The 24,116-nt window shown below is 74.4% G+C and carries 19 protein-coding genes; 6 read left to right on the top strand and 13 right to left on the bottom strand.

The features are described from left to right. Positions 1 to 35: 35 nt before the first annotated feature. Together ACWFQ8_RS06355 and ACWFQ8_RS06360 are read right to left on the bottom strand one after the other, a co-directional pair. A complete protein-coding gene (locus tag ACWFQ8_RS06355; protein WP_453785038.1) occupies positions 36 to 1,127 on the bottom strand; it encodes an NADH:flavin oxidoreductase/NADH oxidase in 1,092 nt (363 codons plus the stop codon). A 79-nt stretch (positions 1,128 to 1,206) separates the two neighbouring features. Next, positions 1,207 to 2,580 (bottom strand): wax ester/triacylglycerol synthase family O-acyltransferase, encoded by a 1,374-nt coding sequence (locus ACWFQ8_RS06360; protein WP_453785039.1) that lies wholly within the window; start codon positions 2,578 to 2,580, stop codon positions 1,207 to 1,209. Positions 2,581 to 2,802: 222 nt separating this feature from the next. Between ACWFQ8_RS06360 and ACWFQ8_RS06365 the strand changes: the two genes are divergently transcribed. From ACWFQ8_RS06365 to ACWFQ8_RS06375, 3 genes are all read left to right on the top strand, one after another. Beyond that, positions 2,803 to 3,894: a WD40/YVTN/BNR-like repeat-containing protein gene (locus ACWFQ8_RS06365; RefSeq protein WP_453785040.1), complete on the top strand. Its 1,092-nt coding sequence runs from the start codon at positions 2,803 to 2,805 to the stop codon at positions 3,892 to 3,894. Between the two features lie 11 nt (positions 3,895 to 3,905). Further along, a complete protein-coding gene (locus tag ACWFQ8_RS06370; RefSeq protein ID WP_453785041.1) occupies positions 3,906 to 4,592 on the top strand; it encodes a uracil-DNA glycosylase in 687 nt (228 codons plus the stop codon). A 96-nt stretch (positions 4,593 to 4,688) separates the two neighbouring features. Continuing rightward, on the top strand, positions 4,689 to 5,603 hold the full coding sequence (locus tag ACWFQ8_RS06375; RefSeq protein WP_453785042.1) for a sirohydrochlorin chelatase: 915 nt from the start codon (positions 4,689 to 4,691) through the stop codon (positions 5,601 to 5,603). Between the two features lie 92 nt (positions 5,604 to 5,695). Here ACWFQ8_RS06375 and ACWFQ8_RS06380 read toward each other — a convergent pair whose 3' ends face one another. The 3 genes from ACWFQ8_RS06380 to ACWFQ8_RS06390 form a co-directional block, all read right to left on the bottom strand. After that, positions 5,696 to 6,763: a lactonase family protein gene (locus tag ACWFQ8_RS06380; RefSeq protein ID WP_453785043.1), complete on the bottom strand. Its 1,068-nt coding sequence runs from the start codon at positions 6,761 to 6,763 to the stop codon at positions 5,696 to 5,698. A 55-nt stretch (positions 6,764 to 6,818) separates the two neighbouring features. Continuing rightward, a complete protein-coding gene (locus ACWFQ8_RS06385) occupies positions 6,819 to 7,967 on the bottom strand; it encodes a nitric oxide synthase oxygenase (RefSeq protein WP_453785044.1) in 1,149 nt (382 codons plus the stop codon). 230 nt (positions 7,968 to 8,197) lie between these two features. Next, the gene (locus tag ACWFQ8_RS06390) at positions 8,198 to 8,791 is read right to left on the bottom strand and encodes a GNAT family N-acetyltransferase (RefSeq protein ID WP_453785045.1); all 594 of its coding nucleotides are present in this window, start codon (positions 8,789 to 8,791) and stop codon (positions 8,198 to 8,200) included. 140 nt (positions 8,792 to 8,931) lie between these two features. Here ACWFQ8_RS06390 and ACWFQ8_RS06395 point away from each other — a divergent pair, with 140 nt between their 5' ends. Further along, positions 8,932 to 11,307, top strand: a complete 2,376-nt coding sequence (locus tag ACWFQ8_RS06395) for a HelD family protein (protein WP_453785046.1) — start codon at positions 8,932 to 8,934, stop codon at positions 11,305 to 11,307. Here the strand turns inward: ACWFQ8_RS06395 and ACWFQ8_RS06400 are convergent. Then, complete coding sequence (locus ACWFQ8_RS06400; protein ID WP_453785155.1) at positions 11,297 to 12,793, bottom strand: FUSC family protein; 1,497 nt, start codon at positions 12,791 to 12,793, stop codon at positions 11,297 to 11,299. The two genes, ACWFQ8_RS06395 and ACWFQ8_RS06400, sit on opposite strands and share 11 nt — an antisense overlap. A gap of 400 nt (positions 12,794 to 13,193) precedes the next feature. Here ACWFQ8_RS06400 and ACWFQ8_RS06405 point away from each other — a divergent pair, with 400 nt between their 5' ends. Together ACWFQ8_RS06405 and nadE are read left to right on the top strand one after the other, a co-directional pair. Next, positions 13,194 to 14,210 carry a helix-turn-helix transcriptional regulator gene (locus ACWFQ8_RS06405; protein WP_453785047.1) on the top strand — a complete coding sequence of 339 codons (1,017 nt, stop codon included), beginning with the start codon at positions 13,194 to 13,196 and terminating at the stop codon, positions 14,208 to 14,210. A gap of 192 nt (positions 14,211 to 14,402) precedes the next feature. Next, positions 14,403 to 15,233 (top strand): ammonia-dependent NAD(+) synthetase, encoded by an 831-nt coding sequence (gene nadE, locus ACWFQ8_RS06410; RefSeq protein WP_453785048.1) that lies wholly within the window; start codon positions 14,403 to 14,405, stop codon positions 15,231 to 15,233. 29 nt (positions 15,234 to 15,262) lie between these two features. Here the strand turns inward: nadE and ACWFQ8_RS06415 are convergent, their stop codons facing one another. The 7 genes from ACWFQ8_RS06415 to ACWFQ8_RS06445 all read right to left on the bottom strand — a co-directional run bounded on the left by ACWFQ8_RS06415 (position 15,263) and on the right by ACWFQ8_RS06445 (position 23,807). After that, entirely contained in the window at positions 15,263 to 16,552 is a 1,290-nt protein-coding gene (locus ACWFQ8_RS06415; RefSeq protein ID WP_453785049.1) for an MFS transporter, read from the bottom strand. Then, positions 16,549 to 17,853, bottom strand: a complete 1,305-nt coding sequence (locus ACWFQ8_RS06420; RefSeq protein ID WP_453785050.1) for an ATP-grasp domain-containing protein — start codon at positions 17,851 to 17,853, stop codon at positions 16,549 to 16,551. Before ACWFQ8_RS06420 ends, ACWFQ8_RS06415 begins: the two co-directional genes overlap by 4 nt. Next, a complete protein-coding gene (locus ACWFQ8_RS06425) occupies positions 17,850 to 19,283 on the bottom strand; it encodes a hypothetical protein (RefSeq protein ID WP_453785051.1) in 1,434 nt (477 codons plus the stop codon). The genes ACWFQ8_RS06420 and ACWFQ8_RS06425 overlap by 4 nt, the downstream gene beginning before the upstream one ends. A 16-nt stretch (positions 19,284 to 19,299) precedes the next feature. After that, positions 19,300 to 20,487 (bottom strand): AMP-binding protein, encoded by a 1,188-nt coding sequence (locus tag ACWFQ8_RS06430; RefSeq protein WP_453785052.1) that lies wholly within the window; start codon positions 20,485 to 20,487, stop codon positions 19,300 to 19,302. Beyond that, positions 20,484 to 21,890 carry an amidase family protein gene (locus ACWFQ8_RS06435; RefSeq protein WP_453785053.1) on the bottom strand — a complete coding sequence of 469 codons (1,407 nt, stop codon included), beginning with the start codon at positions 21,888 to 21,890 and terminating at the stop codon, positions 20,484 to 20,486. Before ACWFQ8_RS06435 ends, ACWFQ8_RS06430 begins: the two co-directional genes overlap by 4 nt. Positions 21,891 to 22,119: 229 nt before the next feature. Continuing rightward, a complete protein-coding gene (locus ACWFQ8_RS06440) occupies positions 22,120 to 23,085 on the bottom strand; it encodes an ATP-grasp domain-containing protein (protein ID WP_453785054.1) in 966 nt (321 codons plus the stop codon). Further along, on the bottom strand, positions 23,082 to 23,807 hold the full coding sequence (locus ACWFQ8_RS06445; RefSeq protein WP_453785055.1) for an SDR family NAD(P)-dependent oxidoreductase: 726 nt from the start codon (positions 23,805 to 23,807) through the stop codon (positions 23,082 to 23,084). The genes ACWFQ8_RS06440 and ACWFQ8_RS06445 overlap by 4 nt, the downstream gene beginning before the upstream one ends. Between the last annotated feature and the right edge of the window lie 309 nt (positions 23,808 to 24,116).

Genomic DNA, 24,116 nt, shown 5'->3' on the forward strand with positions numbered 1-24,116 from the left:
CCCGGACTCGGGGGTGGCGCCCGGGCCGCACCGGCTCACCAGGACCGGTGGTACTGCGCGGGCGTGCGGACGTGCGCGCCCAGCTCGGCGGCCGCGCGCCGGGCCCAGTACGGGTCGCGCAGCAGCTCCCGGCCCAGCAGCACCGCGTCCGCCTCGCCGTTGGCGAGGATCTTCTCGGCCTGCTCCGGTTCGGTGATCAGACCCACGGCGGCCACCGCGAGCCCGGTCTCCGCCCTGACCCGGGCCGCGAACGGCACCTGGTAGCCCGGGCCGACGGGGATGTGCACCCGGGGGGCGAGACCGCCGGTGGACACGTCGAGGAGGTCCACCCCGTGCTCGTCGAGCAGCCCGGACAGCCGGACCGTGTCGTCGGCGGTCCAGCCGTCCTCCTCCAGCCAGTCGGTGGCGGATATCCGGAAGAACAGCGGGAGCTCCTCGGGCCACACCGCCCGGACGGCGTCGACGACTTCGAGGGCGAAGCGGGTCCGGTTCTCGAAGGAGCCGCCGTACGCGTCGGTGCGCCGGTTGCTGTGCGGGGAGAGGAACTGGCCGATCAGGTAGCCGTGCGCGCCGTGCACCTCGACGACCTCGTACCCGGCGGCGAGCGCGCGTTCGGCGGCCGCGGCGAACAAGCCGACGATCTCGTGGATCCGCTCGACCGTCAGTTCCTCCGGGACCGGGTACCCGTCGTCGAACGGCACGGCGCTCGGCCCGACCGGCAGCCAGCCGTGGGCCTCCGGTCCGACCGGGGCGCCGCCGTTCCAGGTCCGGTCGGTGGAGGCCTTGCGGCCCGCGTGGGCGAGCTGGATGCCCGGGACGGCGCCCTGGGCCTTGAGGGAGCCGGTGATCCGGCGCAGCGCCTCGACCTGGGCGTCGTTCCAGATGCCGAGGTCGTAGGGGGAGATCCGGCCCTCGGGGGAGATCGCGGTGGCCTCCTGGAGGATCAGGCCGGCGCCGCCGACGGCGCGGGCCGTGTAGTGGGCGAAGTGCCAGTCGGTGGCCATGCCCGTCTCCGCGCCGGTGGGCGCGGCGCTGTATTGGCACATCGAGGCCATCCACACGCGGTTCGGGGCGGTGACCGAGCGCAGGGCGTAGGGCTCGAACAGGGCGGCGGACGCAGCAGTCATCGTGCTCTCCAGATGGTGACCGGGCTCACCGGGATCGGCGGCTAAGTACGAGACCTACCGTACTACGAATCTCGCCGTACTACGAGACTTCTCGTACAAGAGCGTCGAGTTCCGCCCGCAGCGCCGCCGTGAGGGCCTCCAGGTCGGGCACGGCGGTCCCGTCGGCGACCAGGCCGTAGTGGACCGTGCCCTTGTACGTGGACACCGCGACGGCCAGCGACTGCCCGCCGGCGAGCGGGGCCAGCGGGTAGACCTCGCGGACCGGGCTCCCGTCGAGGGAGAAGGTGAGACCGGGCAGCGGGACGCTGGTGACCAGGATGTCGAAGAGGAGCCGGGCCGCCTGGGCGACCAGTGGCCCGCCGAGCCGGTGGCCGAGCGGGTGGACGTGGTCGGCCAGCAGCGCGACCGCGCCGGCGCCGCGCCCGGGACCGGCGTCCTTGTTCCGGTCCATGCCGATGCGTACGCGGTCCAGCCGGCGCAGGGGGTCGGGCTCGGCGAGCGGAAGCCGCAGCAGGTACCCGGAAAGCCGGTTCCCCGCGCCGACCCTCCCCCCTCCCCCGGCGCCGCGGCGGCGGGACACGGGAATCAGCGCGCGCGGGCCGGGGCCCCGGGGGGCGGGGTCGCCGCGGTCGGCCAGCCAGCGCCGGAGCCCGCCGGCGACCAGGGCGATCAGCACGTCGTTGACCGTGCCGCCGGCCCCCTTGCGGACCAGGTTGACCTCGTCCAGGGGCAGGGCGAGACCGGCGACCGCACGGGTCCCCGAACCGGCGGGGCCCGTGGTGAGCGCCCCCGGTACGCCGACGGGCAGACCGGAGCGGGCCACGGCGGCGCCGATCTCCAGGGCCTGGCCGACGTCCTGCACGCGGGCGGCCAGCATCCCGGGGAGCCTGGCCAGCGCGGAGCCGGCCCGCTGACCGGGGAGGGGGCGCGGGGGCGCCGCCCGCAGCGCCGGCCCCTCGTCGAAGAGCGCGGCCGCCAGCGCGAGCGCGCCGAGGCCGTCGGCGAGGGCGTGGTGGAACTTGAACAGCACCGCGAAGGAGTCCGGACCGGGCCCCTCCAGTACGTGCGCCTCCCAGGGCGGCAGGTATCGGTCCAGCGGCCGAGCCATCAACGGCCCGGCGGCGGCGTACGGCCCCGCCGCGTGCGGGCTCGCCGCGTACGGCCCCGCCGCGCCGACGGCGGGACCGGCGGGGACGAGGAAGACGTGCCGGGCCGGATCGAAGTCGGGATCCGGTGACCAGGCGGCCGCGCCGACCGGCAGCAGCACGTCCCGGATCCGGCGGCGCAGGCCCGGCACGGCGGCGCAGCGGGTGGTGAGCAGCGCGGCGGCCCGCTCGGCGGCGGCGGGGCCGGCGGCCTCGAAGACGGCGAGGGCGCCCAGATGCATGGGGTGGCTGACGGAATCGATCCGCCAGAAGGCGAGGTCGAGCGGGGACAGGTGCTCGGTGGCCACGAAGGTCCTCTCGCGTGCGGCGGCAGTGGCCTGAAGTCAACCCATCCCGGACACCTACATACAAGCAGCAACCATTTCGATGACGTGAATGATCAGTATCTATCAGCCACCTGGAGCCTCGGACGGCCTGCCGGGCCGCTGTCAGTGGGTGGGTGCAGACTGGCCGGAAAGACATCCGCTGGGAACGCCCCGCAAGGACGACGAAGTCCGGAGGTGCCGGCCATGGCCGACGTACTACTGCTCGTGGGAACCCGCAAGGGACTCTTCATCGGCCGCCGACGCGATGGCGCGCCGTGGGAGTTCGACGGGCCCCACTTCAACGCCCAGGCCGTCTCCGCGGTCGCCGTCGACCGCCGGGGTCGGACGCCCCGGCTGCTCGTGGGCGGCGACAGCACGCACTGGGGTCCGTCCGTCTTCAGCTCCGACGATCTCGGTGCCACCTGGCGCGAGCCCGCCGCTCCCGCGGTGAAGTTCCCCGAGGACACCGGCGCCTCGCTGGAACGGGTCTGGCAGCTCCAGCCGGCCGGGCCCGAGGCCCCCGACGTGGTGTACGCGGGGACGGAGCCGGCGGCGCTGTTCCGGTCCACGGACCGGGGCGAGTCCTTCGCGCTGGTCCGCCCCCTGTGGGAGCACCCCAGCCGCAAGAGCTGGGTACCGGGCGGCGGCGGCGAGGGGCTGCACACCGTGATCACCGACCCGCGCGACCCGGACGCGGTGACCGTGGCCGTCTCCACGGCCGGGGTGTTCCGGACCAAGGACGGCGGCGCCAGCTGGGCACCGTCCAACACGGGGGTGTCGGCGGTGTTCCTGCCGGATCCGAACCCCGAGTTCGGCCAGTGCGTGCACAAGATCGCCCGGGACGCCGCGGACACGGACCGGCTGTACCTCCAGAACCACTGGGGCGTCTACCGCAGCGACGACGCGGGCGGCCGGTGGACCGACATCGGCGGCGGACTGCCCTCGGACTTCGGCTTCGCGGTGGCCGCCCACCCGCACCGCCCGGACACCGCGTACGTCTTCCCGCTGAACGCCGACTCCGACCGGGTCCCGGCCGAGCACCGGTGCCGCGTCTTCCGGACCCGGGACGCCGGCGCCAGCTGGGAGCCGCTGTCGCGCGGACTGCCCGCCGGCGACCACTACGGGACGGTCCTGCGGGACGCGCTCTGCACGGACGACGCGGACCCGGCGGGGATCTACTTCGGCAACCGCAACGGCGAGCTCTACGCGAGCCACGACGACGGGGACAGCTGGCAACTGCTCGCCGAACACCTGCCGGACGTCCTGTGCGTGCGGGCGGTGACGTTGGGCCAGTAGAGTGATCCACCGTGGCAGCACGACCGTTGAGCGAGATCGTCGAGCCGGGCTGGGCCCGGGCTCTGGAGCCGGTGGCGGGGCACATCGCCGCCATGGGCGACTTCCTGCGCGCCGAAGTCGCGGCGGGGAGGACCTACCTGCCGGCCGGGGCGCACGTGCTGCGCGCCTTCCAGCAGCCCTTCGACGAGGTGAAGGTCCTCATCGTCGGACAGGACCCCTACCCGACTCCCGGACACGCCGTCGGGCTGTCCTTCTCGGTGGCGCCGGAGGTGCGGCCGGTGCCGCCCAGCCTGGACAACATCTTCCTGGAACTGCACCGGGACCTCGGGACCGGCCGGCCCGCCAACGGCGATCTCACACCGTGGACCCGGCAGGGCGTGCTGCTGCTCAACCGCTCCCTCACCACGGCGCCCCGCCGGTCGAACGCGCACCAGGGCAAGGGCTGGGAGGCGGTCACGGACCAGGCCATCCGGGCGCTCGCGGCGCGGGGCACACCGCTGGTCTCCATCCTCTGGGGCCGCGCGGCCCGCAACCTGCGGCCCCTCCTCGGCGAACTGCCCGTGGTGGAGTCCTCCCACCCCTCCCCCAAGTCCGCCGACTACGGCTTCTTCGGGTCCAGGCCGTTCAGCCGGGCGAACGCGCTGCTGACCGAGCAAGGTGCACAGCCCGTGGACTGGCGCTTGCCGTCCGTGAGTTGAGCGTATCTGATATTCACCGGATAAATACGGACAGATGCCGCACAAGAAGGCCCTGCCCGAACACCTGCCTCCGATAAGCCAGTAGCATGCGGCGCCATGAGCTCCCCCACTGGGCCCGCGAATGGCCTGCCCGTACGAATGCCGCGACCCCGCCAGACCGGACGGCACCGCCGGCCCGAGCCCGCGGCGGCGCCCGAGGGCGCGCCCGCGCTGGTGCTCGCCGTGCCCGGTGCCCCCTCGGCCGCCTCGCGCGCGCTCGCGGAAGAGGTCATCAGCATCGGCCGCTCCGAGCTGCCGGGTCTGGACGCCCGCGTCGGCTTCCTGGAGGGTGACGACGCCTCCGACTTCCCGTCCCTGTCCGGTGTGCTGACGGCCGTCGCCGCCGAGCGCGTCGCACGCGCCGAGTTCGCGCGCGCCGCCGGCCACGAGGTTCCCGCGCCGACCGGCCTCGACGCCGTGGTCGTACCGCTGCTGGCGGGCCCGGACGGCGATCTGCTGCGCCGGGTGCGCCAGGCCCTGATGGACTCCTCGGCCGCCGCCGAGCTGGCCGACGTACTGGGCCCGCACCCGCTGCTCGCCGAGGGGCTGCACGTCCGACTGTCCGAGGCGGGCCTCGCCCGCGCCGACCGCGCCCGGCTCTTCACCGTGACCACCGCCGCCGACGGCATCGTGCTGGCCACCACCGGTGGCGAGGAGGCCGTGCAGGCCGCCGGGATCACGGGCATGCTGCTCGCCGCCCGCCTCGCCGTGCCGGTGAAGGCTGCCGCGCTGGACGAGGAGGGCTCGGTGGCCTCGGTCGCCGAGCAGCTGCGCCGCGAGGGCTCCACGCAGCTCGCGCTGGCCCCGTACCTGATCGGCCCGGAGGCCGCCGAGGGGCTGCTGGACACCGCCTGCAAGGAGGCCGATTGCGCCGCCGCTGAGGTGCTCGGCGCCTACCCGGCCCTCGGCAAGCTGGCCGTCGCGCAGTACTCGGCGACCCTGGGGATCACCAAGGGCGCCGCCGCGCACTGATCCCGCCGCCGCGTGGACCGCGTGCGCAGGGGCCCGCTCCCGGATTTCCGGGGGCGGGCCCCTGCGCGCGTGCGGGCCGGCCCGGGCCCGGTTCAGCCGAAGACCACGCAGGTGGCGGCGGGCACGGCCACCGAGCCGGCCCGGACCGGCCGACCGGTCAGCGGGTCCACGTCGAACCAGGTGACGTCCCCCGAGCGTTCGTTGGCCGCGTACAGCCGGCGCCCCGAGGGATCGGCGGCCAGGTCGCGCGGCCAGCTGCCGCCGCAGTCCACCGTGCTGGTGAGCCGCGGCGCCTCGGGCCCGTCGGCGAGCGAGAAGGTGGCGATGGTGTCGGCCCCCCGGACGGCCGCCCACAGGAATCCGCCGTCGGGCGAGGCGACGACCGCCGAGGGGTAGGCCCGTACGGCCCCTGGGGCGGCCGCGGAGGCCACCGGGACCTCGCCGAGCGGCTCCAGTCGCCCGGCCGCCGGGTTCCAGCGGCAGACGGTCAGCTGCGGCTCCAGCTCATGCAGCACGTAGACCACCTCGCCGTCCGGGTGGAACGCGAGGTGGCGGGGGCCGGTACCGGGGCGCAGGACCGTCTCGGCGTGCACCCGCAGCTCGCCGGTGGCGGGGTCGGCCGCGCAGATCCGGACCGAGTCGGTTCCGAGGTCCACGCCGAGGACCCAGCGCCCGGACGGGTCGGGCAGCACCTGGTGGGCGTGCGGCCGCTCCTGGCGACCGGCGTCGGGGCCGGAGCCCCGGTGCGCGAGGACCGAGGCGCCCCGGGTCGGGGCGCCGTGGGCGTCGAGCGGCAGGCCGCTGACGCTGCCGGAGGTGTAGTTGGCGGTGAGCAGCAGGCGTCCGGACACGCTGAGGTGGGTGGGGCCGGCGCCGCCGACCGCGACCGGCTCGCCGAGGGGGTCGAGGCCGTCGGCGGTGGGTCGGTAGGCGGCCACCGCGCCGCGCTCGGTCTCGCTCACCGCGTAGAGCACGCCGGTGTCCCGCGCGACGGCGAGGTAGGAGGGGTCCTCGACGGCGCCGGTGGCCGTGAGCGGGGTCAGGGCGCCGGTCGAGGGGTCCACGGCCGCGGTGGTGATGCCGCGGCCGCCTCCCGAGGTGAACGAGCCGATGTAGGCCCGGCGTCCGCCGTCCTGGTCCCTTGTGTCCGCGCCGCCCACGGGATGCCCCTTCCACCGTTTCCGGATCCGTCGGTGGCTGACGGTAACAGAAGGTCTAGACCAACTCCCGCCCCTGGGCGCGTTCCCGGGCGCCGGGGTGGTGCACGTACGCGGTGCTGCTCGGCCGGTCCTCGTAGGTGCGGTGGAAGACGGGGGTCGCGGAGCCGGAGATGGGCGGCACGATCCACGACCAGTCCGCGCCGACCTCGCGGCCCTTGTGCTCCTCCCGTTCCATGTGGGTCAGGAAGCGCCGGGATTCGGTGTGATGGTCGGCGATGGTCACCCCGGCGCGGTCGAAGGAGTGCAGGACGGCCCGGTTGAGCTCGACCAGGGCGCGGTCCCTCCAGAGCGAGCGCTCACTGCTGGTGTCCAGGCCGAGGCGGCGGGCGACCGCCGGGAGGAGGTTGTAGCGGTCGGTGTCGGCGAGGTTGCGGGCCCCTATCTCGGTGCCCATGTACCAGCCGTTGAAGGGGGCCGCGGAGTAGTGGACGCCGCCGATCTCCAGGCACATGTTGGAGATGGCCGGCACGGCGTGCCAGCGCAGTCCCCAGTCCGTCCAGCCGTCCCCGCCGGCCTCTCCGTCGGGGTGCTCCACGGGCACCTCCAGGACCGCGTCCGCCGGGGTGTCGAACCATCGGGGCTTGTCGTCGACCCCTTGGACGACCAGCGGGAGGAGGTCGAAGGGGCTCCCGGTGCCGCCGGACCAGCCGAGCCGCAGCAGGGCCTCGGTCAGCGGCGCGTTGCGGGCGTCGCCGACGGTCACCGAGGGGTGGTCGCCGTAGCCGGCGTAGCGGACCAGCTGCTCGCTCCAGATGAGCGGGCCCGGGCGCTCCGGGGCGTCCGGGGCGAACACCGTGATCGTCGGCCGGACGCGGCCGCCGTTGGTCGCCTCGCGCAGGTGCTCGAAGCACTCGGCGGCGATCTCGTCCGCGTCGGTGAGCTCCCGGCGGTCGCGGACCCGCAGGGAGTTCCAGTAGAGCCTGCCTATGCAGCGGTTGCTGTTGCGCCAGGCCACGCGGGCCCCGTGCACCAGCTCCTCCGGGGTGTGCCGGTAGCTGCCCGTCTCCGCGAGTTCGGCCCGCACGGCGGCGAGCCGGGCCCGCGGATCACCGGCGTCCGGATTCTCCCGGTGGAAGAGTCGGACGAACTCCTCGGCCGCTTCCCACACCTGAGCGGTGGTGGAGTTCTGTTGAAGGATTTCCATTCCGGGCGATTACCCCCTGTCCGACCAGATCCACCCTGTACGTGCCGGATGAATGTGCAATGAACAATCACCCGTTGTACATGCCGCAGGTCGGCCCCGAGCGGAAGCGGCACCCGGAACACCCCTCCGAGTGATCTTCGTGGATCGGACTGCGGGGAGCAATCGAATGGATGTACAGTCCGCCCGCAGTGAGGAGTTGGCGGTACGGGCGACGTGCGGCCGGACCTCGGTCAGCGGCAGGGACGACTCATGAAGAGCGCCTGCTCGCCGGCGGCGGGTGTGCCCGCGTACAGGGTGGTGTCGAGGCCGCAGAAGTCGAACCCCATCCGCCGGTAGGCGTGCACGGCCGGGGCGTTGGCCGTGCTGACCTCCAGCCACAGGTGTTCGGCGCCGTGTTCGCGGGCGAAGCCGTCCGCGTGCTCCATCAGGGCCCGGCCGATGCCGCGCCCCCGATGGCCGGGCGCGACCTCGATGTCCTCGATCGTCAGCCGCCGGTTCCACGCGGCGTAGCCGACGGCGACGAAGCCGCAGAGCATGCCGCCGTCGAGGGCCACGTAGGTGCGCGCGTCCCCCTCCGCGTCCGCCCCCGGGACTCCCCCGAGGCCCTGCTCGTCGTGCTCCTCGGACGGGAAGACCTTGTGCACCGGCGGGTCGACCGGGACCTCGCGGACCGTGAACCCGGACTCGGTGAGGGTCGCCCGGAAGACCGTGGCGGTGGTGAAGGAGCTGTCCAGCGCCTCGATGGCACCGGCGTCCTCCGGGCGGGCGAGGCGGTAGACGATGCCGGCGGAGGAGCCCGGCGCGGAGCCCTGTGCGGTGGTCATGGGGTCCACCGTACGCAAAAATCCCCCGGCCGAATTGGCTGCCGAGGGAGAGAAAGGCGTATATTCAATGGTTCACGACTTCACGGTCAACAAATCCGTGAGGAGCCTTACGAGGACACTGTATCGCGGCGGGAGTGCAATTGTCAACCGAGGAATTCCGGAAAGAGCAGCAATTCGTCACGGACCTCTATCGGCGCCTCGACGATCTGCGTGACCAGGCCGAACGTGCCGTGGACGGGGCAATGCGCGAGGTCGGGAGCGGGTTCCAAACCCGGCTGGAGCGGGATGTCCTGGTCGCCGAGCAGTCCGGACTGCTTTCCGCCCTGAATGCCGGGGAGAACGGCCTGTGTTTCGGCCGTCTGGAGTTCTCCGACGGCCGCGACCACCACATCGGCCGCCTCGGAATCCGCGCGGACGACGCGGAGCGCACCCCCCTGGTGCTGGACTGGCGCGCCGAGGTCGCCCGGCCCTTCTACCTCGCCACCGGGCACACCCCCATGGGCCTGCGCCGGCGCCGGCACATCAGCAGCCGGGGCCGGGTGGTGACGGCCCTGCACGACGAGATCCTCGACCTGACCGACGCCGAGCGCACCGGACACGAGGGCGCCGACGCCGACGCCGTGCTGCTCGCGGCGCTCGACTCCGCGAGGACCGGCCGGATGCACGACATCGTGCGGACCATCCAGGCCGAGCAGGACCGGGTCATCCGCTCCCCGTACCACGGGGTGCTGGTCGTCGAGGGCGGGCCGGGCACCGGCAAGACCGCGGTCGCGCTGCACCGCGCCGCCTACCTGCTGTACGCCCACCGCGAGCAGCTCGCCCGACGCGGGGTGCTGATCGTCGGACCGGGTCCGGCCTTCCTGGGCTACATCGGCGAGGTGCTCCCCGCGCTCGGCGAGACGGGCGTCCTCCTGGCGACGCCGGGCGAACTCTTCCCGGGGGTCCGGGCCACCGCCGCCGACCGCCCCGGGGCCGCCGCGGTGAAGGGCCGGGCCGCGATGGCGGAGGTGCTGGCCCGCGTCGTCGCCGCCCGGCAGTGCCTGCCGGAAACGGTGCCGGCGGGCAGCGGCGAGGAGTACGACACCGTGCCGGAGCCCGCGCTGGAGATCGACCACGACGACTACGGGACCCTGCTGCTGGACCGCACCATGGCGTACGAGGCGCGGGACCGGGCGCGCGCCACCGGCCTCCCCCACAACCGGGCGCGACCGACCTTCGCGTTCCGCATCCTCGACGCGCTCACGGCGCAGCTCGCCGACCGGCTGGGCGCGGACCCGTACGGCGGGCCGAACCTGCTCGGTCCCGACGACATCGCCCAGTTGGCGAAGGAGATCGCGACGAGTCCGGCCGTGCACGCCGCGATCGACTCGCTGTGGCCCGTCCTCACCCCGGAAGGGCTCCTCGCCGACTACCTGGCGGACCCCGCGCACCTGTCCCCGTACGAGGCCGGGCTGATCCGCCGCGAGCCCTCCGCGCGGCCGGACTGGACACCGGCCGACGTGCCGCTGCTGGACGAGGCGGCCGAGTTGCTCGGCACGGACGACAGCGCCCGGCGGGCCGCCGAGGAGCGGGAGCGGGAGGGGCGGGTCGCCTACGCGCAGGGGGTGCTGGACCTGTCGCGGGGGTCGGAGTCCTTCGAGTTCGAGGACGAGGAGTCCGAGTTCCTGGCGGCTCACGACCTCATCGACGCCGAGCGGATGGCCGAGCGGCACGAGGAGGCCGATCACCGCAGTACGGCCGAGCGGGCCGCCGCCGACCGGACCTGGGCCTTCGGCCATGTCGTCGTGGACGAGGCGCAGGAGCTGTCGGAGATGGCGTGGCGGCTGCTGATGCGGCGCTGCCCGACCCGGTCCATGACCCTGGTCGGCGATCCGGCGCAGACGGCGGACGAGGCGGGGGTCGGGGCGTGGGAGCGGATCCTGGCCCCGTACGCGGGCACGCGCTGGGAGCTGGTCCGGCTCGGGGTCAACTACCGCACGCCCGCCGAGATCATGGACGTGGCGGCGGCGGTGCTGCGGGACCGGGATCCCGGCTTCGAACCGCCGCGCTCGGTGCGCAGCACCGGGGTACGCCCCTGGGCGCGCGCGGCCGATGACCTGGCGCGGGCGGCCCGGGAGGCGGTGGACCGGGAGCTCCCGGCGCGGGGGCGGCTCGCCGTGATCGCGCCGCGCGGGCTGCACGGCGCGCTGGCGGACGTGCTGCCCGGGGTGCGGGCGGGGGCGGAGCCGGATCTGACCCGTGAGGTGGTCCTGCTCGACCCGCGCCAGGCCAAGGGGCTGGAGTTCGACACGGTGATCGTGGTGGAGCCGGCCGAACTGCGGCCCAGTGACCTGTACGTGGCCCTGACCCGGGCGACCCAGCGGCTCGGCGTGGTGCACACGCCGGGCCGGTTGCCGGCGGGCCTGGCGGGGGCGCCCGGCCTGGACGGGGATCCGCCCCGGCGCCCGGACCCGGGGGCGGGTCCGGGCACCGGGGCGGGACCCGCCGCGCGGGCGGGCGGGCCGCTCAGGCGCTGATGACGAGCGGCGCCCGGGGGTCGGTCCGCAGCGGGGTGGCGAGGGCGACGAGGGCGTGTTCCAGGCCGTGCAGGTGGGCGAGGGCCGGTTCCGCCGGCGCGGGCCGGGTCGGGGTCGGACCGAATTCGGCCTCCGCGGCGCCCCGCGGTGCGGTGAGGGCCTCCACGGCCGCCTCCACGCGCCAGCAGGCCGCGGCCAGCCGGGCGTCGTGGGAGGCCTGCGGGTCTGCGGCGACGGCGACGAGCCCGCGTACCTCCCGGGCGCAGTCGTCGAGCAGCGCCAGCACCTGCCGGGCCCGCGCCTTGCGGGCGCGCAGCGGGCTCAGCGGGTGGACCAGCGGTGCGAGGGCCGTCCGGACCCGGCCCAGGAGCAGTTCCAGCTCGGCGGCGTGCGGGGCGGGGTCGGCGTCGGGGTTCCCGGCGAGGCGGTCGAGCGAGGCCGCGGTGGAGGCCCGTACGCAGTGCAGGGCGCGCTGGATCCAGGCGTTGTTGGCGGCGTGCGTGGTCACCGGGAGGACGAGCACGACGGCGAGGGCGGCGCCGATCGCACCGATCGCGGTCTCCTGGAACCGCAGGAGCAGCAGGCCGGGGTGCAGGACGCCGAGGAGCCCGTAGAGCAGGCCCGCCATGACGGTGACGAAGAACATCATCCAGGAGTACGAGGGGGCCGCCGTGTAGAAGATGCCGAAGACGCAGACGGCGACCAGCGCGGCGGTGGGCCCGGGCGCGCCGTGCAGGGGGACGGCGATCAGCAGGCCGGCCGCGATGCCGGTGACGGTGCCCAGGACCCGGCGGAAGCCGCGTACGAGGGTCTCGCCGCGCGAGGCGGTGTTCACGAAGATCCACCAGCTGGTGCCGACGGCCCAGTACCAGCGGTCGTCGGACACGGCCTGGCCGATGGCGAGGGCGAAGGTGCAGGCGGCGGTGGCCTGGAAGGCCTGCCGGGTGGTCGGCCGGGCCAGCCCGGTGCCGGGCAGGCCGGGCGGGGCGGCGGGAGGCGGGGTGCGCCGCTCGATGGGCCACAGGACGAAGCGCACGGCCGCGGCGGCGAGCAGGGCCAGCCCCACGGCGGCGTAGAGCTCGGGGAGCTGGGCGGGCAGGGCGTGCAGGAACTGCGTGACGAAGAACATCATGAAGCCGAAGATCCCGAGGGCGTGCCCGCGCGGACCCCAGCGGCGGGCGTAGACCCCGGCGAAGACGACGGCCAGGAAGGCGAGGTCGCGGGCGGGCGTCACGCCGTGCAGGGTGGTGGCCAGGGCGAGGACGGGGAATCCGGCGGCGGGCAGCAGGGCGGTGGTCACCCGCTGGGCGCGCACGGTGCCGTCGAGCACGGTGAAGAGGGCGAGCAGGGCAGCCAGGCCCCCGGTGATGGAGGCGGTGAGGGAGAGCCCGCACCCCTCGGCGGCGGCGACGGCGGCGGCGACGCCGATCACCGCTCGGGCCGAATTCCTCAATCTCGTCCGCCCCGGATCCGGAGCCACGAACATCCTCTTCACGGCGGTGTGCCGCCCCCCTCGCGATGACGCACCGAGCCGGTGTCCGCCCGGGGTGGTGGGCGGCGAACGGGCACGGCGAAGGCGCCGCGCTCCGGACCGGCCTCGTTGCCGTCCGGCACCGCGCGGCGCCGAAACTACATGGATACGCCACAGATAAGCATCCGGAGGCCCACTGGCTCAAGTCGAGGCCGTACCACTGGGCCAATGGCACACTCTCGCGGGCCGAGCCGCGGCCGCCGGAGGGCCAACGGATCGGGCGCGGGGGAAACCGCGGAGGGCTTCGCGTGAGGTGAAGGGCCCGGGGGGGCGCCGGGCCGTGCTCGCCCGGTCGGTATCCCGGGGCGGGGGAAGCGGTCAGTTCCTGTCCTCTTGGGCGGGCAGGATGGGCGTCATGCAGAAGACCTCCGCGCGACTGCTGTCGCTGCTCTCACTGCTCCAGGCGCGCCGGGACTGGCCGGGAGCGCTCCTGGCCGAGCGGCTGGACGTCAGCCCGCGCACGGTGCGTCGGGACGTCGACCGCCTGCGCGGGCTCGGCTATCGCGTCGTGGCGGCCAAGGGGCCCGACGGCGGGTACCGGCTCGACGCGGGCGCGGAGCTGCCGCCGCTGCTGTTCGACGACGAGCAGGCGGTGGCCCTGGCCGTGGCGCTCCGGAGCGGCGCCACCAGCGGCGCCGGGGTCGAGGACGCCGCGGCGCGCGCGCTGGCCACCGTACGGCAGGTCCTGCCCGCACGGCTGCGCCACCGCGTCGACACGATCCGGATCACCGCCGTCGAGCGGTCCTCGGGCCGGCCGGGCCCCCGGGTCGACAGCGGGGTCCTGATGGCGGTCGGCGCCGCCGTCCACGGCCGCGAGGTACTGCGCTTCGACTACAGCCCCGCGAACGCCCCCGGGCCCCCGCCGGGAGTCGGCGCCGGGCCGCCTCCGCGCCGGGTGGAGCCCCATCACCTCGTCACCTGGGGCGGGCGCTGGTACCTGGTCGCCTGGGACCTCGACCGGGCGGACTGGCGCACCTTCCGCGCCGACCGGATCGTCCCCCGTACGCCGACGGGGCCCCGCTTCGCGCCGCGCGAGCTGCCCGGCGGTGAGGTGGCCGCGTTCGTCGCCGCCAGGTTCCAGGGTTCCGACGGCTCGGGCGACCAGCCCTGTCGCGGCGAGGTCATCCTCGACCTGCCCGCCGCCGAGGTGTCCCGCTACACCCGCGACGGACTCGTCGAGGAGCTCGGTGCGCACCGCTGCCGACTCGTCCTGGGCTCGTGGTCCTGGCCCGGCCTGGCCGCCGCCATCGGCCGCTTCGACGCCGACATCGAGGTCGTCGGCCCGGACGAACTGCGGGACGCCTTCGCGCACTTGGCCCGCCGCTACGCCAGGGTCGCGGGCCCGGAGACCGTCGCGGGGGGTCGTCCGTAGGGCGGTGGCCGAAGGACAGGCCCCGCCGGTGGCCGCGTCGCGCGCGGTGATCTCCACGGGCACCGGTTCCGCACCGGGCCGCCGTGGTGCCCCGGGCCGGGGCGGGGCCTGGGCTCCGGGTCCCCGGAGGGGTCGACTAGGGTCGTCGGCACAGCGAACCGCGTACCGCGCGCACGACCCAGAGGAGCAGCAGTGAGCGAGCCGGCGTCCACCGCACTGCAGCAGGAGATCGCCCGGGAACTCCTGGTCGGCGAGACCTTCGACGCGGAGCACGAGATCGAGCGCCGGGTGGCGTTCCTCGCCGAGCGGCTCACCTCGACCGGCCTGCGCTCCCTGGTCCTCGGCATCAGCGGCGGCGTCGACTCCACGACCGCGGGGCGGCTGTGCCAGCTCGCCGTCGAGCGCGTCCGCGCCGCGGGGCACGAGGCCGCCTTCTACGCCATGCGCCTGCCCTACGGCGTCCAGGCCGACGAGAAGGACGCCCAGCTCGCCCTCTCCTTCATCCGCGCCGACCGCGTGCTGACCGTCGACGTGCGGCCGGCCAGTGACGCCGCCCTCGCGGCGGCGGTCGACGCCGGGGTGGAGTTCCGCGACGCGCACCACCAGGACTTCGTGCAGGGCAATATCAAGGCCCGTCAGCGCATGATCGCCCAGTACGCGGTCGCGGGTGCGCACGACGGCCTCGTGGTGGGCACGGACCACGCCGCCGAGGCGGTGTCCGGCTTCTTCACCAAGTTCGGCGACGGCGCGGCCGACCTCGTCCCGCTGACCGGACTGACCAAGCGCCGGGTGCGCGCGGTCGCGGACGCCCTGGGCGCCCCCGCGGAACTGGTGTGGAAGGTTCCGACCGCCGACCTGGAGACCCTCGACCCCGGCAAGACGGACGAGGACGCGCTGGGCGTCACGTACGACGACATCGACGACTTCCTGGAGGGCAAGCCCGTGGACGGGCGCGCCTTCGAGATCATCGCGCGCCGCTACCGGCTCACCGAGCACAAGCGGCAGCTGCCGATCGCGCCGTAACCTCCGAGGGGGGTTCGCCCCCGGGAGGATCACTCCTCCCAGCGGGCCTCCTCCGGCAGCGCGGTCAGTCTGCCCACCGGCGAGAAGGCGACGAGCAGCAGCGACACCGCGAATCCGGCGGCCGTGACGAAGAGGGTGGCCCGCAGGCCGATCAGGTCACCGAGCCAGCCGCCGAGCAGGGCGCCGACGGGCATGGTGCCCCAGGTGAGGAAGCGCAGCGCGGCGTTGGTCCGGCCCAGCATCGGGCGCGGGGTCACGGTCTGCGTGAGCGTGGACAGGTGGACGTTGCCGATGGTCGTGCCGATGCCGCCCAGGAGGAACGAGCCGAACAGGACGGCCATGACGACGGCCGTGGGTCCGCCGGCCAGCGGGGTGAGCGCCTGGGCGAAGGAGCCCACGCCGAAGCCGATGACGATCGCGCGGCCCGGACCGTACCGCTTGGCGACGCCGACCGCGAGGACCGCGCCGATCAGCGAGCCGACGGCGCCCGTGGCCAGGACCAGGCCGAGGGTGCTGCTGGATTCGTTCAGTTCGCGGATCACGAAGAGCGGCAGCACGGTCTGCATGGCCATGAAGAAGAGGTTGTTGAACCCCGCCCGGAAGGCGGAGACCCGCAGGTAGGGGTTGCGGGCGACGAAGCGCAGCGAGCCGGCGATCTCGCTGAGCATCGGCTTGGGCGCTGCCGGGGGGCGGTCCTCCGCGCGCGGGCGCACCGCCAGCAGCGTCAGCGCGGAGAACAGGTGGATGCCGGCCCCGGCGATCATCGTCGCGGGTACGGACATCACCTGCACCAGCAGCCCGCCCAGGCCCGGGCCGCCGATCCGGGCCACCGAACCGCTGCCCTGGATCCGGCTGTTGCCCTCGGCCAGCCGGTCCTTGCCGATGAGGGAGGGCAGGTAGGTCGAGGAGGACAGGTCGTAGAGGACGGCGAGCGAGCCGATGGCGAAGCCGGTCAGGTACAGGCCCGTCAGGCTGAGCGCGTCGAGCCAGAACAGCACCGGTACCAGGGCGAGCAGCGCGGCGCGGGCGAAGTTGGTGAGGATCAGGAAGGGGCGGGGCCGCATCCGGTCGACCCAGACCCCGGCGAAGAGCGTGAGCAGCAGGTACGGGACGAACTGGGCGCCGTTGAGCAGACCGGCCTGGCTCGACGTGGCGTCGAGCTCGACGACCGCGAGCAGGGGCAGCACCAGGGAGGTGACCTGGACGCCGAAGCGGGCCGCGCTCTCGCCCAGCCAGTACGTGGTGAAGTCGCGGTCGCGCCACAGGCTCGGCGGGGCGGCGTCCCCGGTGCCCGCTTCGGTGATCTCCGACCGGGTCATGCGCGGGCCTCCGGGCGGGCGCTCGCGGCGACCGCGCGGCCCGCGGCGACCCCGTCGACCTCGTAGACCTCCTCGGCCAGTCGCCGTACCGCGAGGGAGTCGGCCTCCAGTACGGCCGGGTCCTCGTGGGTCATGAAGACCCGCAGGGTGGCGGTGAGCAGGTCGGTGGTGGGCCGGATCGTGTCGCCCGCGCCGAACTTGACCACGACGCCGTGGACGGCTTCCAGGGCCTCGATGCGCGCCAGTGCCTCGGCGTCGACCCGGGTGACGGTGCCCGCGCGTTCGGTCGCGGTGTTGCAGACCAGGGCGGGACGGCGCCGCCGGTAGACGCGCCCGGCGTATCCGGTCCGGAACGCCTCGGGGCGCACGTAGGCCAGGGCGGTGAGTGCGGCCTGGTCGTGGCCGAGGCAGACCTGGTGCAGCTCCTGGTTCATGTTGCCGTTCATCCGCGCGCCGATCTCCACCAGCGCGGGGCCCGTGGGGGTGACGATGACCTCGGCGTGCGCCGAACCGTGTCGGATGCCGAGGGCGTCGAGCACGGTGTGGATGTAGGCGACGAGCGCCGGTACGGGTTCCTCCTGCGACGGGAGGAGTTCGTCGCGGTCGTACACCGGCCGGCCGCCCACCAGCCGCTTGTGGTAGCGCCACACCCCGCTGACGAAGTGGGCGCCGTCGTGGCTCACGGTGTCGACGATGTACTCGGTGCCCTCCAGGAACGACTGGACGAGCACCTCGGTGTTGGGCTTGGCGTAGACGTCGGGGCCGCCGCCCAGCACGGCCCGCGCCGCCGCCTCGATCTGCGCGTCGGTGCGGCAGACGTGGACGCGGTCGGAGCCTCCGGAGCTGACGGGCTTGACGACGACGGGCGCCTCGGCGGGCAGGGCCGCCTCCTTGCGCCAGCGGATCAGGTCGGCCGGGTCGGCGGACTTGTACTGGCGCGCGCAGTGGATGCCCCGCTCCCGCAGGCGCTCCCCCATCGCGTACTTGTCCCAGCGGGATGCGGAGAGCTCGGTGCCGTTCGTGGGCAGGCCGAGGAGTTCCCCGAGCCGGTCGGCGAGGGCCACGCCCGAGTCGTGGCCCGCGATGACGAAGGCGGGTGCGTGGGCGCGGACGCGGTCCAGTGCGGGCCCGCCGTCGTAGACGATGTTCTCGGTGAAGCCGCTGAGGTCGCGCGGCAGGACGGCGGAGACCTCGTCCCGCGCCTGCAGGTGTACGAGGTCCACCCCGTGCGCGGCGAAGGCGGCGGGCAGCAGGCGGCCGTTGGTGTACGCGTCGACGACGATCCCGGTCGGCCGGCTCATGCCCGCTCCCCCGCCCGGTGGTCGAGCTGGTCGCCGAACTGGTTGCCGAGCTGGTGGTCGAGCTGGTGGAAGACGCAACCGACGTGCGAGCCGTCGCCGAGGAACCGGATGTCCTGGGCGCCGTGCGGGATGCCCTTGATGAAGGCGCCGCTGTAGCCGTGCACGGTGTGGAAGACGCCCCAGTTGAGCAGGCAGGGCGCGAGCACGTCCGGGTCGTCGTCGTCCACGAAGCGTTCCGCGTCGGCGACCACCCGTTCCTGGACCACGTGCGGGGTGTCGAGCGCGGCTGCGACGCGGCGCTCCCATTGCGCGGGGTCGACCATCCAGCCGGCGGTGATGCCCTGTCCGGCGAATCCGGCGCTGGGCTTGAGGACCAGGCGCTCGCGTTCCGCCAGCACGTGGTCGAGGAGGTCCACGGCCGTGCCCTCGCGGGTGACCCGGCCGGTACGCAGCGGGCGCGTCCAGGGCAGCAGCCGGTCGACGACATCGAGCTCCGCGGGGTCCAGGACGTCGCGGTGGGTCTCGTCGCTGAGCAGGCCCAGGCAGTCCTTGATGCCGTAGAGGTCGGCGGGCAGCGGTGCGAACAGGTGGGCGGCGCCGGCGGCGACCGCGTCGAGGAGCGGGGCCGCCAGTGCGTCGGTCTCGGGGGTGCCGGTGAGGCGACTGAGCTGGAAGGTGCGGAAGACGCGGTCGACGCGGCGGCCCGCGGCGGTCAGCACGCCGCCCTCGTGACGGAGCTGGCCGATGTGGCACGGGAACGCCTCGTGCCCGAGCTCGGCGAGCTGCTCGACGAACAGCTTCAGATGCCCGAACTCCATGGCCGTCTCGGGGCTGTTGGGCCACTTCACGACGGCGATCGGGAGACCGGAGGAGGGGGTGGAGGCCTCCATGGAGGCCATCACCCCGGCGGCCGGGTCGCCGTAGCCGAGGTTGTGCCGCGCGGCGAACTCGGTGAGCGCGGTGTCCGAGAGCATGCCCCGGCACATCTCCGCTATCTCGCAACCGCCGAGGGAGCTGGTGGTGTTGAACTCGACCAGTCGGAAGACGCCCTGCTCGCGCAGCAGGTCCGCCCGGCCCAGTGGCACGGCCGGCCCGGGGACGGCGCAGCGCACGACCGCTTCGGCCTGGACCGGGGGCAGCCCGAGGGCGCGGGCCATGCGGCCGGGGTCGCCGCCGTAGAGGCGCTCGGGCAGGGAGCACAGCACCCGAAGGAACACGCCGAGGTCGTGGTCGAGGGCGCGCGTCTCCGCGGCTTCGAGGAAGGTCGGGCGGTTGAGGACCGGCCGGCCGAGCCAGGCGTGGGTGCGATCGAAGGCGGGGTCCGAGGTGGCGACGGCGCGGGCCTTGCCGCGCGCGTCGTCGAGGAACTCCCTGGTGATCCGGTTCTCGACCGGCGTGCCGCGCTCCATGCGCTGTCCCCTGTCTGTCATCTGCGGTGGCCGGCTGTCAGCCGGTGCTTGTCGTGGGGTGGTGCCAGGCGTGCGGGACCACCTTGCCGGTGCGGCTGTTGCGGTCGAGCCGGTCGACCCGTTCGACCCGCACGCTCGCGGGGTGCTGCGCGGCGATCGCGGTCAGGGCGTAGACCCGGCGCAGCAGCTCGGACAGGATCCGCTGCGCGTCGCGCTCCGGCCCGGTGTAGCGGACGGTGAGGGCGCGCAGCGCTTCCGGGTCGGCCGGGTCGGCGGTCAGGGCCAGTTGGCCGTCGGTGACGCCCGGGACGGCGCGGACCACGTCGAGGAGGTCGCCGAGCCGGATAATGGTGTTGTGGAACTTCAGCCGGTCGTCGGTGCGGCCGAGCACCCGGAAGCCGTCCTCGGCTCCGCAGGGGCAGCTGTCGGGGGTGATCCGGTCGCCGAGGCGGTAGCGCACGACGGGGGTGGGCCAGCCGTCGCCCACCCGGGTGAGCAGGGTGCGTTCCTCGTCGTACTCCAGCAGTTGCTCGGGCAGCAGATGGAGCAGGCCGGGCGCGCACCCGGGGCCGCTGGTGGCGATGACGTACGTCTCGATGGAGCCGTAGTTGCCCCACAGGCCCGCCTGCGGGAAGGCGCGCAGGACCGCTTCCCGGCGGGGCGGGGTGAGCGGTTCCCCGGCCCAGACGACCGTGCGTACGGGCAGTTCGGCGCCGGTGGCGAGGACCGCGTCGGCGAAGTCGGCCAGGGCGCTGGGGGCGCCGGCGAGGGCGTTGACGCCCGTCTCGCGGAACACGTCCGTCCAGTCCGGCAGTTCGGCGGCGGCGACCGGCCCCATGGGGAGCACGGAGGCCCGGCAGTGGGCCGCGAGGGCGTTGTAGAAGTAGTGCGCGCCCCACAGCCGGCCCGGGCGGAAGAGGTTGAGCAGTACGTCCCCCGGGTGGAGCGGGCGCCAGTCGGCGCGCAGCAGCCGCGGGATGCCCTGGTCCGGGGCGATGGTGGTGATCTTGAGCTTGCCGGTGGTGCCGCCGCTGGCGACGACCTGGCCGCCGGCGTCGGCCGCGAGGGCCCGGCTGACGGCGGTGACCTGGGCCGGACCGCTTTCGGGCAGCCCGGCCGTCCCGGGGGCGGCCGCGGCGGGCGGCAGCGGATGGCCGCCCAGGGTTTCGAGGCGGGCCGCCTCGATCCGGATCCGGTCGGGATCCACCGAACCGACGCGCCTCATCGTGCCTCCCGGAGGGTTCGGGCGACCCGTTCGGCGATCACGGGGGCCGTGCCGAGGAGCCGCTCCAGCCGGGCGCCGAGTTCGAGCAGGGCCGCTTCCTGGTCCGGTCGACCGACGAGTTGCGCGCCGACGGGTCCGTGCGCGGCGTCGACCGCGGCCGGCTGGACCAGCGCGGGCAGGCCGGCGAAGCTGGCGATCGGGGTGTAGCCGAGGCGGTCCGCGTAGTCGGCGTCGTCCGGCTTGGGCAGGGTGGGCCGGCCGGCCCGCTCGACGACCCGTTTGGGCGGCGTCGAGCTGACGGGCATCAACAGCATGTCGATGCCCTCGCGGTCGAGGAAGGCGAGCAGCCCGGAGCGGAACCGCGCCTGCGCGTGCAGCAGTTCGGCGCGGCGGCCGGGGGCGGGCTCCGCTCCCAGGGAGGCCCGGGCGACGGTTGAGATCCGCAGCGGCAGCCGGGCCTCGACCTGTTCGACGACCTCGGCGACGTCGATCGCGCACAGCTCCCAGGCGTCTGCGCGGGCGCCCCACAGTTCGCCGGGGAGCTCCACCTCGCGGCAGGCCACGCCGAGTTCGGCGAGGGCCCCGACGGTACGGGCGATGCCCTCGGCGAGCACGGGTGCGCAGCCGCGGGTGTTGGCCACGGTGGCCACGCGCGGGGGCCGGCCGGCCCCCGGCGCGGCGGCCTCCGCTCCGGCGACCGGGCCGGCGACCGGGCCGGCGACCGGGCCGCGCCGCCACAGCCGCCGCAGGTCGGCGACCGTACGGGCCATCAGCCCCAGGGCGTCCTGGGTGGGCGACACCGGCAGCGCGCCGGTGAGCCGGCCGGGGTGCCAGGTGGTCCGCAGTCCGGCGATACCGCAGTTGGTCGCGGGCCAGCGGGTCGAGCCGAGGACGTCCGTGGAGAGCGCGAAGTCGCAGATGCCGGCGGCGACGGAGACGGCGGAGCCGGTGCTGGAGCCGCCCGGGGACAGCTCGGGGAAGGCCGGGTTCAGGACGTCCCCGGGAGCGCCGATGTTCAGCTCGGTGGCATAGGCCTTGCCGGTCACGGCCAGGCCCAGGGCGCGGATCCGGGCCACGGCGGCCGCGTCGGCGGCCGGGTGGTGGCGGTGCGTCGCGTGGCCCAGGGTGGTGGGCATGCCGGCCACGTCCACGGTGTCCTTGACGCCGAGCGTGATCCCGGCGACGTCGGCGCCGCCGTCGAGCCAGGCCATGGCGCGGGTCACCCGGTCGGCCTCGGCGATCCAGCGGCGGCGGGCCGCGCGCCAGCGGTCAGGTTCCAGGCCCGCGTCGGCCAGGGCTTTCGCGCGGCCTTCGACGGGTCCGAGCAGCAGGGCGGCGGGGAGGCCGTCGGCCCCGGGCTCCAGGGTCTGTGCGAGATAGCCGAGTGCTGCGGCTGTCGTCACGGGTGCGCCTCTCTCGGGTCGTCCGGATCCGCGTCGGCGGGCCGGGGCTGCGGGCAAGGGGCGGGGGCTGCGGGGTTAAGGCAGCGGGGCAGGGGCGGCGGACGGGGTCAGCGGCCGGTGCCCGTGGCCGGGCCGCGCCCGCGGCAGGGCCGGTGCCCTGGCCGGACCGGCGGCCGTGGCCGGACCGGTGCCTGTGGGGCCGGCAGCCTCCGCCGGGTCGGCAACCGCGTCAGCGGCCGGCCAGGAACGCGTCGAGCCTGCGCTCGTAGGCGGCGAAGCGGGTGGCGACGACGTGGTGGACGAGGTCGGCGGGCGCGAGCAGCCGCGACACCGCCCCGTCGGCCTCGAACTCCGACAGCCACAGGGTGCCGTCCGCCAGCAGCAGGTCGACGCAGAGGTAGGCGACGCCCAGCCGCCGCGCGGCGAGTTTGACCAGGTCGTGGACACGGGGATCGATCTCGGCGCGCACGGAGTAGCTGCCGCCCCGGGTGACGTTCGCGACGTGCGAGCCCTGGCGGGGGATCCGGTCGAACATCGCGACGATGGTGCCCTCGACGGCGACGACGCGGATGTCGGCGGTGACGCCGGCCAGCCGGGGCTGGATCGCCACGCCGGTCCGGCTGCCGGCGGCGAGGCCGAGCACCGCTTCGAGGCTGTCGCGGTCCGGGCAGGCCACGCAGCCCTGCCCGCCGCTCCAGGAGAGCGGTTTGACGAACACCGGGAACCAGTCGTTCGGTACGAGGTTGAGGTGCCGCAGCCGGTGCACGTCGCGGTCGGCGGCGAGCCGGATGGTGGGCACGACCGGGACCGGCGAGTCCAGGAAGGCGTTCAGGGTCGCGTACTTGTCGTTGAGCAGGATGCCGGTGTCGAGCGGGATCGGCAGCCAGAAGCCCAGGGTCGCGAGCGAGCGCATCAACGACACGCCGGCCCACAGGTCGATCTCGTGGGTGGGGCTGGTGCGCACGCCGTAGACGATGATGTCCCGCTCCGGGGACAGCGGTTCGTCCCGCCAGTAGGCCGTCCCGCGGGCGATGGCTATGTGGTCGGGCGCGGCCACCCCGAAATCGAGTCCGGCCCGCTCGGCCGCCGCTTTGTAATCGACCCAGAATTCGCCCTCCTCATAAGCGCGGAGGAGTTCCGAGCTCCGGTCGGGAAATATGTAGAGAATGCGTCTGCGCTGCATCTCGGCGCTCATCTCCCCAGTACGCTTCCGCCATTGACGTCGAATACCTGTCCGGTGATCCATCCGGCGGCCGGTGAGGCCAGGAAGTGAATCACGGCCGCGATGTCGTCCGGTACGCCGGCGCGGCCGACGAGGGTGTCGGCCACCAGGCTGTCGTGCCGGGCCGAACGTCCCGAGGGGTCGAAGAACTCGGTGTCCTGGACGTAGCCGGGCGCCACGGTGTTGACCAGGATGCCCTCCGGTCCGCCCTTGCGGGCCAGGCCCTGGGACCAGCCGATCATCCCCGCCTTCGCGGCGGTGTACCCGTCGGCGCCGCCGCGGCGCGCGGCCACCGAGCTCACGTTGACGACCCGCGCGCCGGGCCGCAGCAGGCGCGGCCAGAGCGCCTCGGTGAGCACCGCCGCCGAGAAGAGGTTGGCGTCGAGGGTGCGCCGGAAGGAGTCAGCGTACCCGGCCAGTCCGGGCTGCTTGGCCCTGTCGATTCCGCCCGCGTTGTTCACGAGCACGTCGACCGGTCCGTCGGGGAGCGCGGCGAGCACCTGTTCGGCGCCGGCCGTCTCGGCGAGGTCGGCGGCCACGACGTGGACGGTGGCGGGGGCCAGGCCCGCCGCCACCTCCTTCAGTACGTCCGCGCGCCGGCCGACCACGACCACCTCCGCGCCGTCCAGGGCGAACAAGCGGGCCGCGGCCCGGCCGATGCCCGTACCGGCTCCGGTGACAACGACTCTGGTCAAGAACGCTCCTTCGGTAGACCCCGTTCCAGCTCCCGCCCGGAACCATGCCCGGCGGCGCTTAACGAATGCTTAACACCGGGGACGACGCTCACGTCACAGCAGTCCGCGTGCCGTTGGATTTCAGGAACTCTTAAGCGCATGGACATCACCCTCGGCCCGGTGTTAGCTGTCGGTCGACTCTCATCCAGCGGTTGTGCCGGGGGATCAAGTGATTTTGCATCACGAAAGACGATTGGAGCTCCTGCGCGAGGCGCGGCGGGAGACCGAGGAAACGGCCGGAACACCGGGGCCGGAATTCTATGCGCGCAA

The organism is Streptomyces sp. NPDC055254, assembly GCF_053606025.1.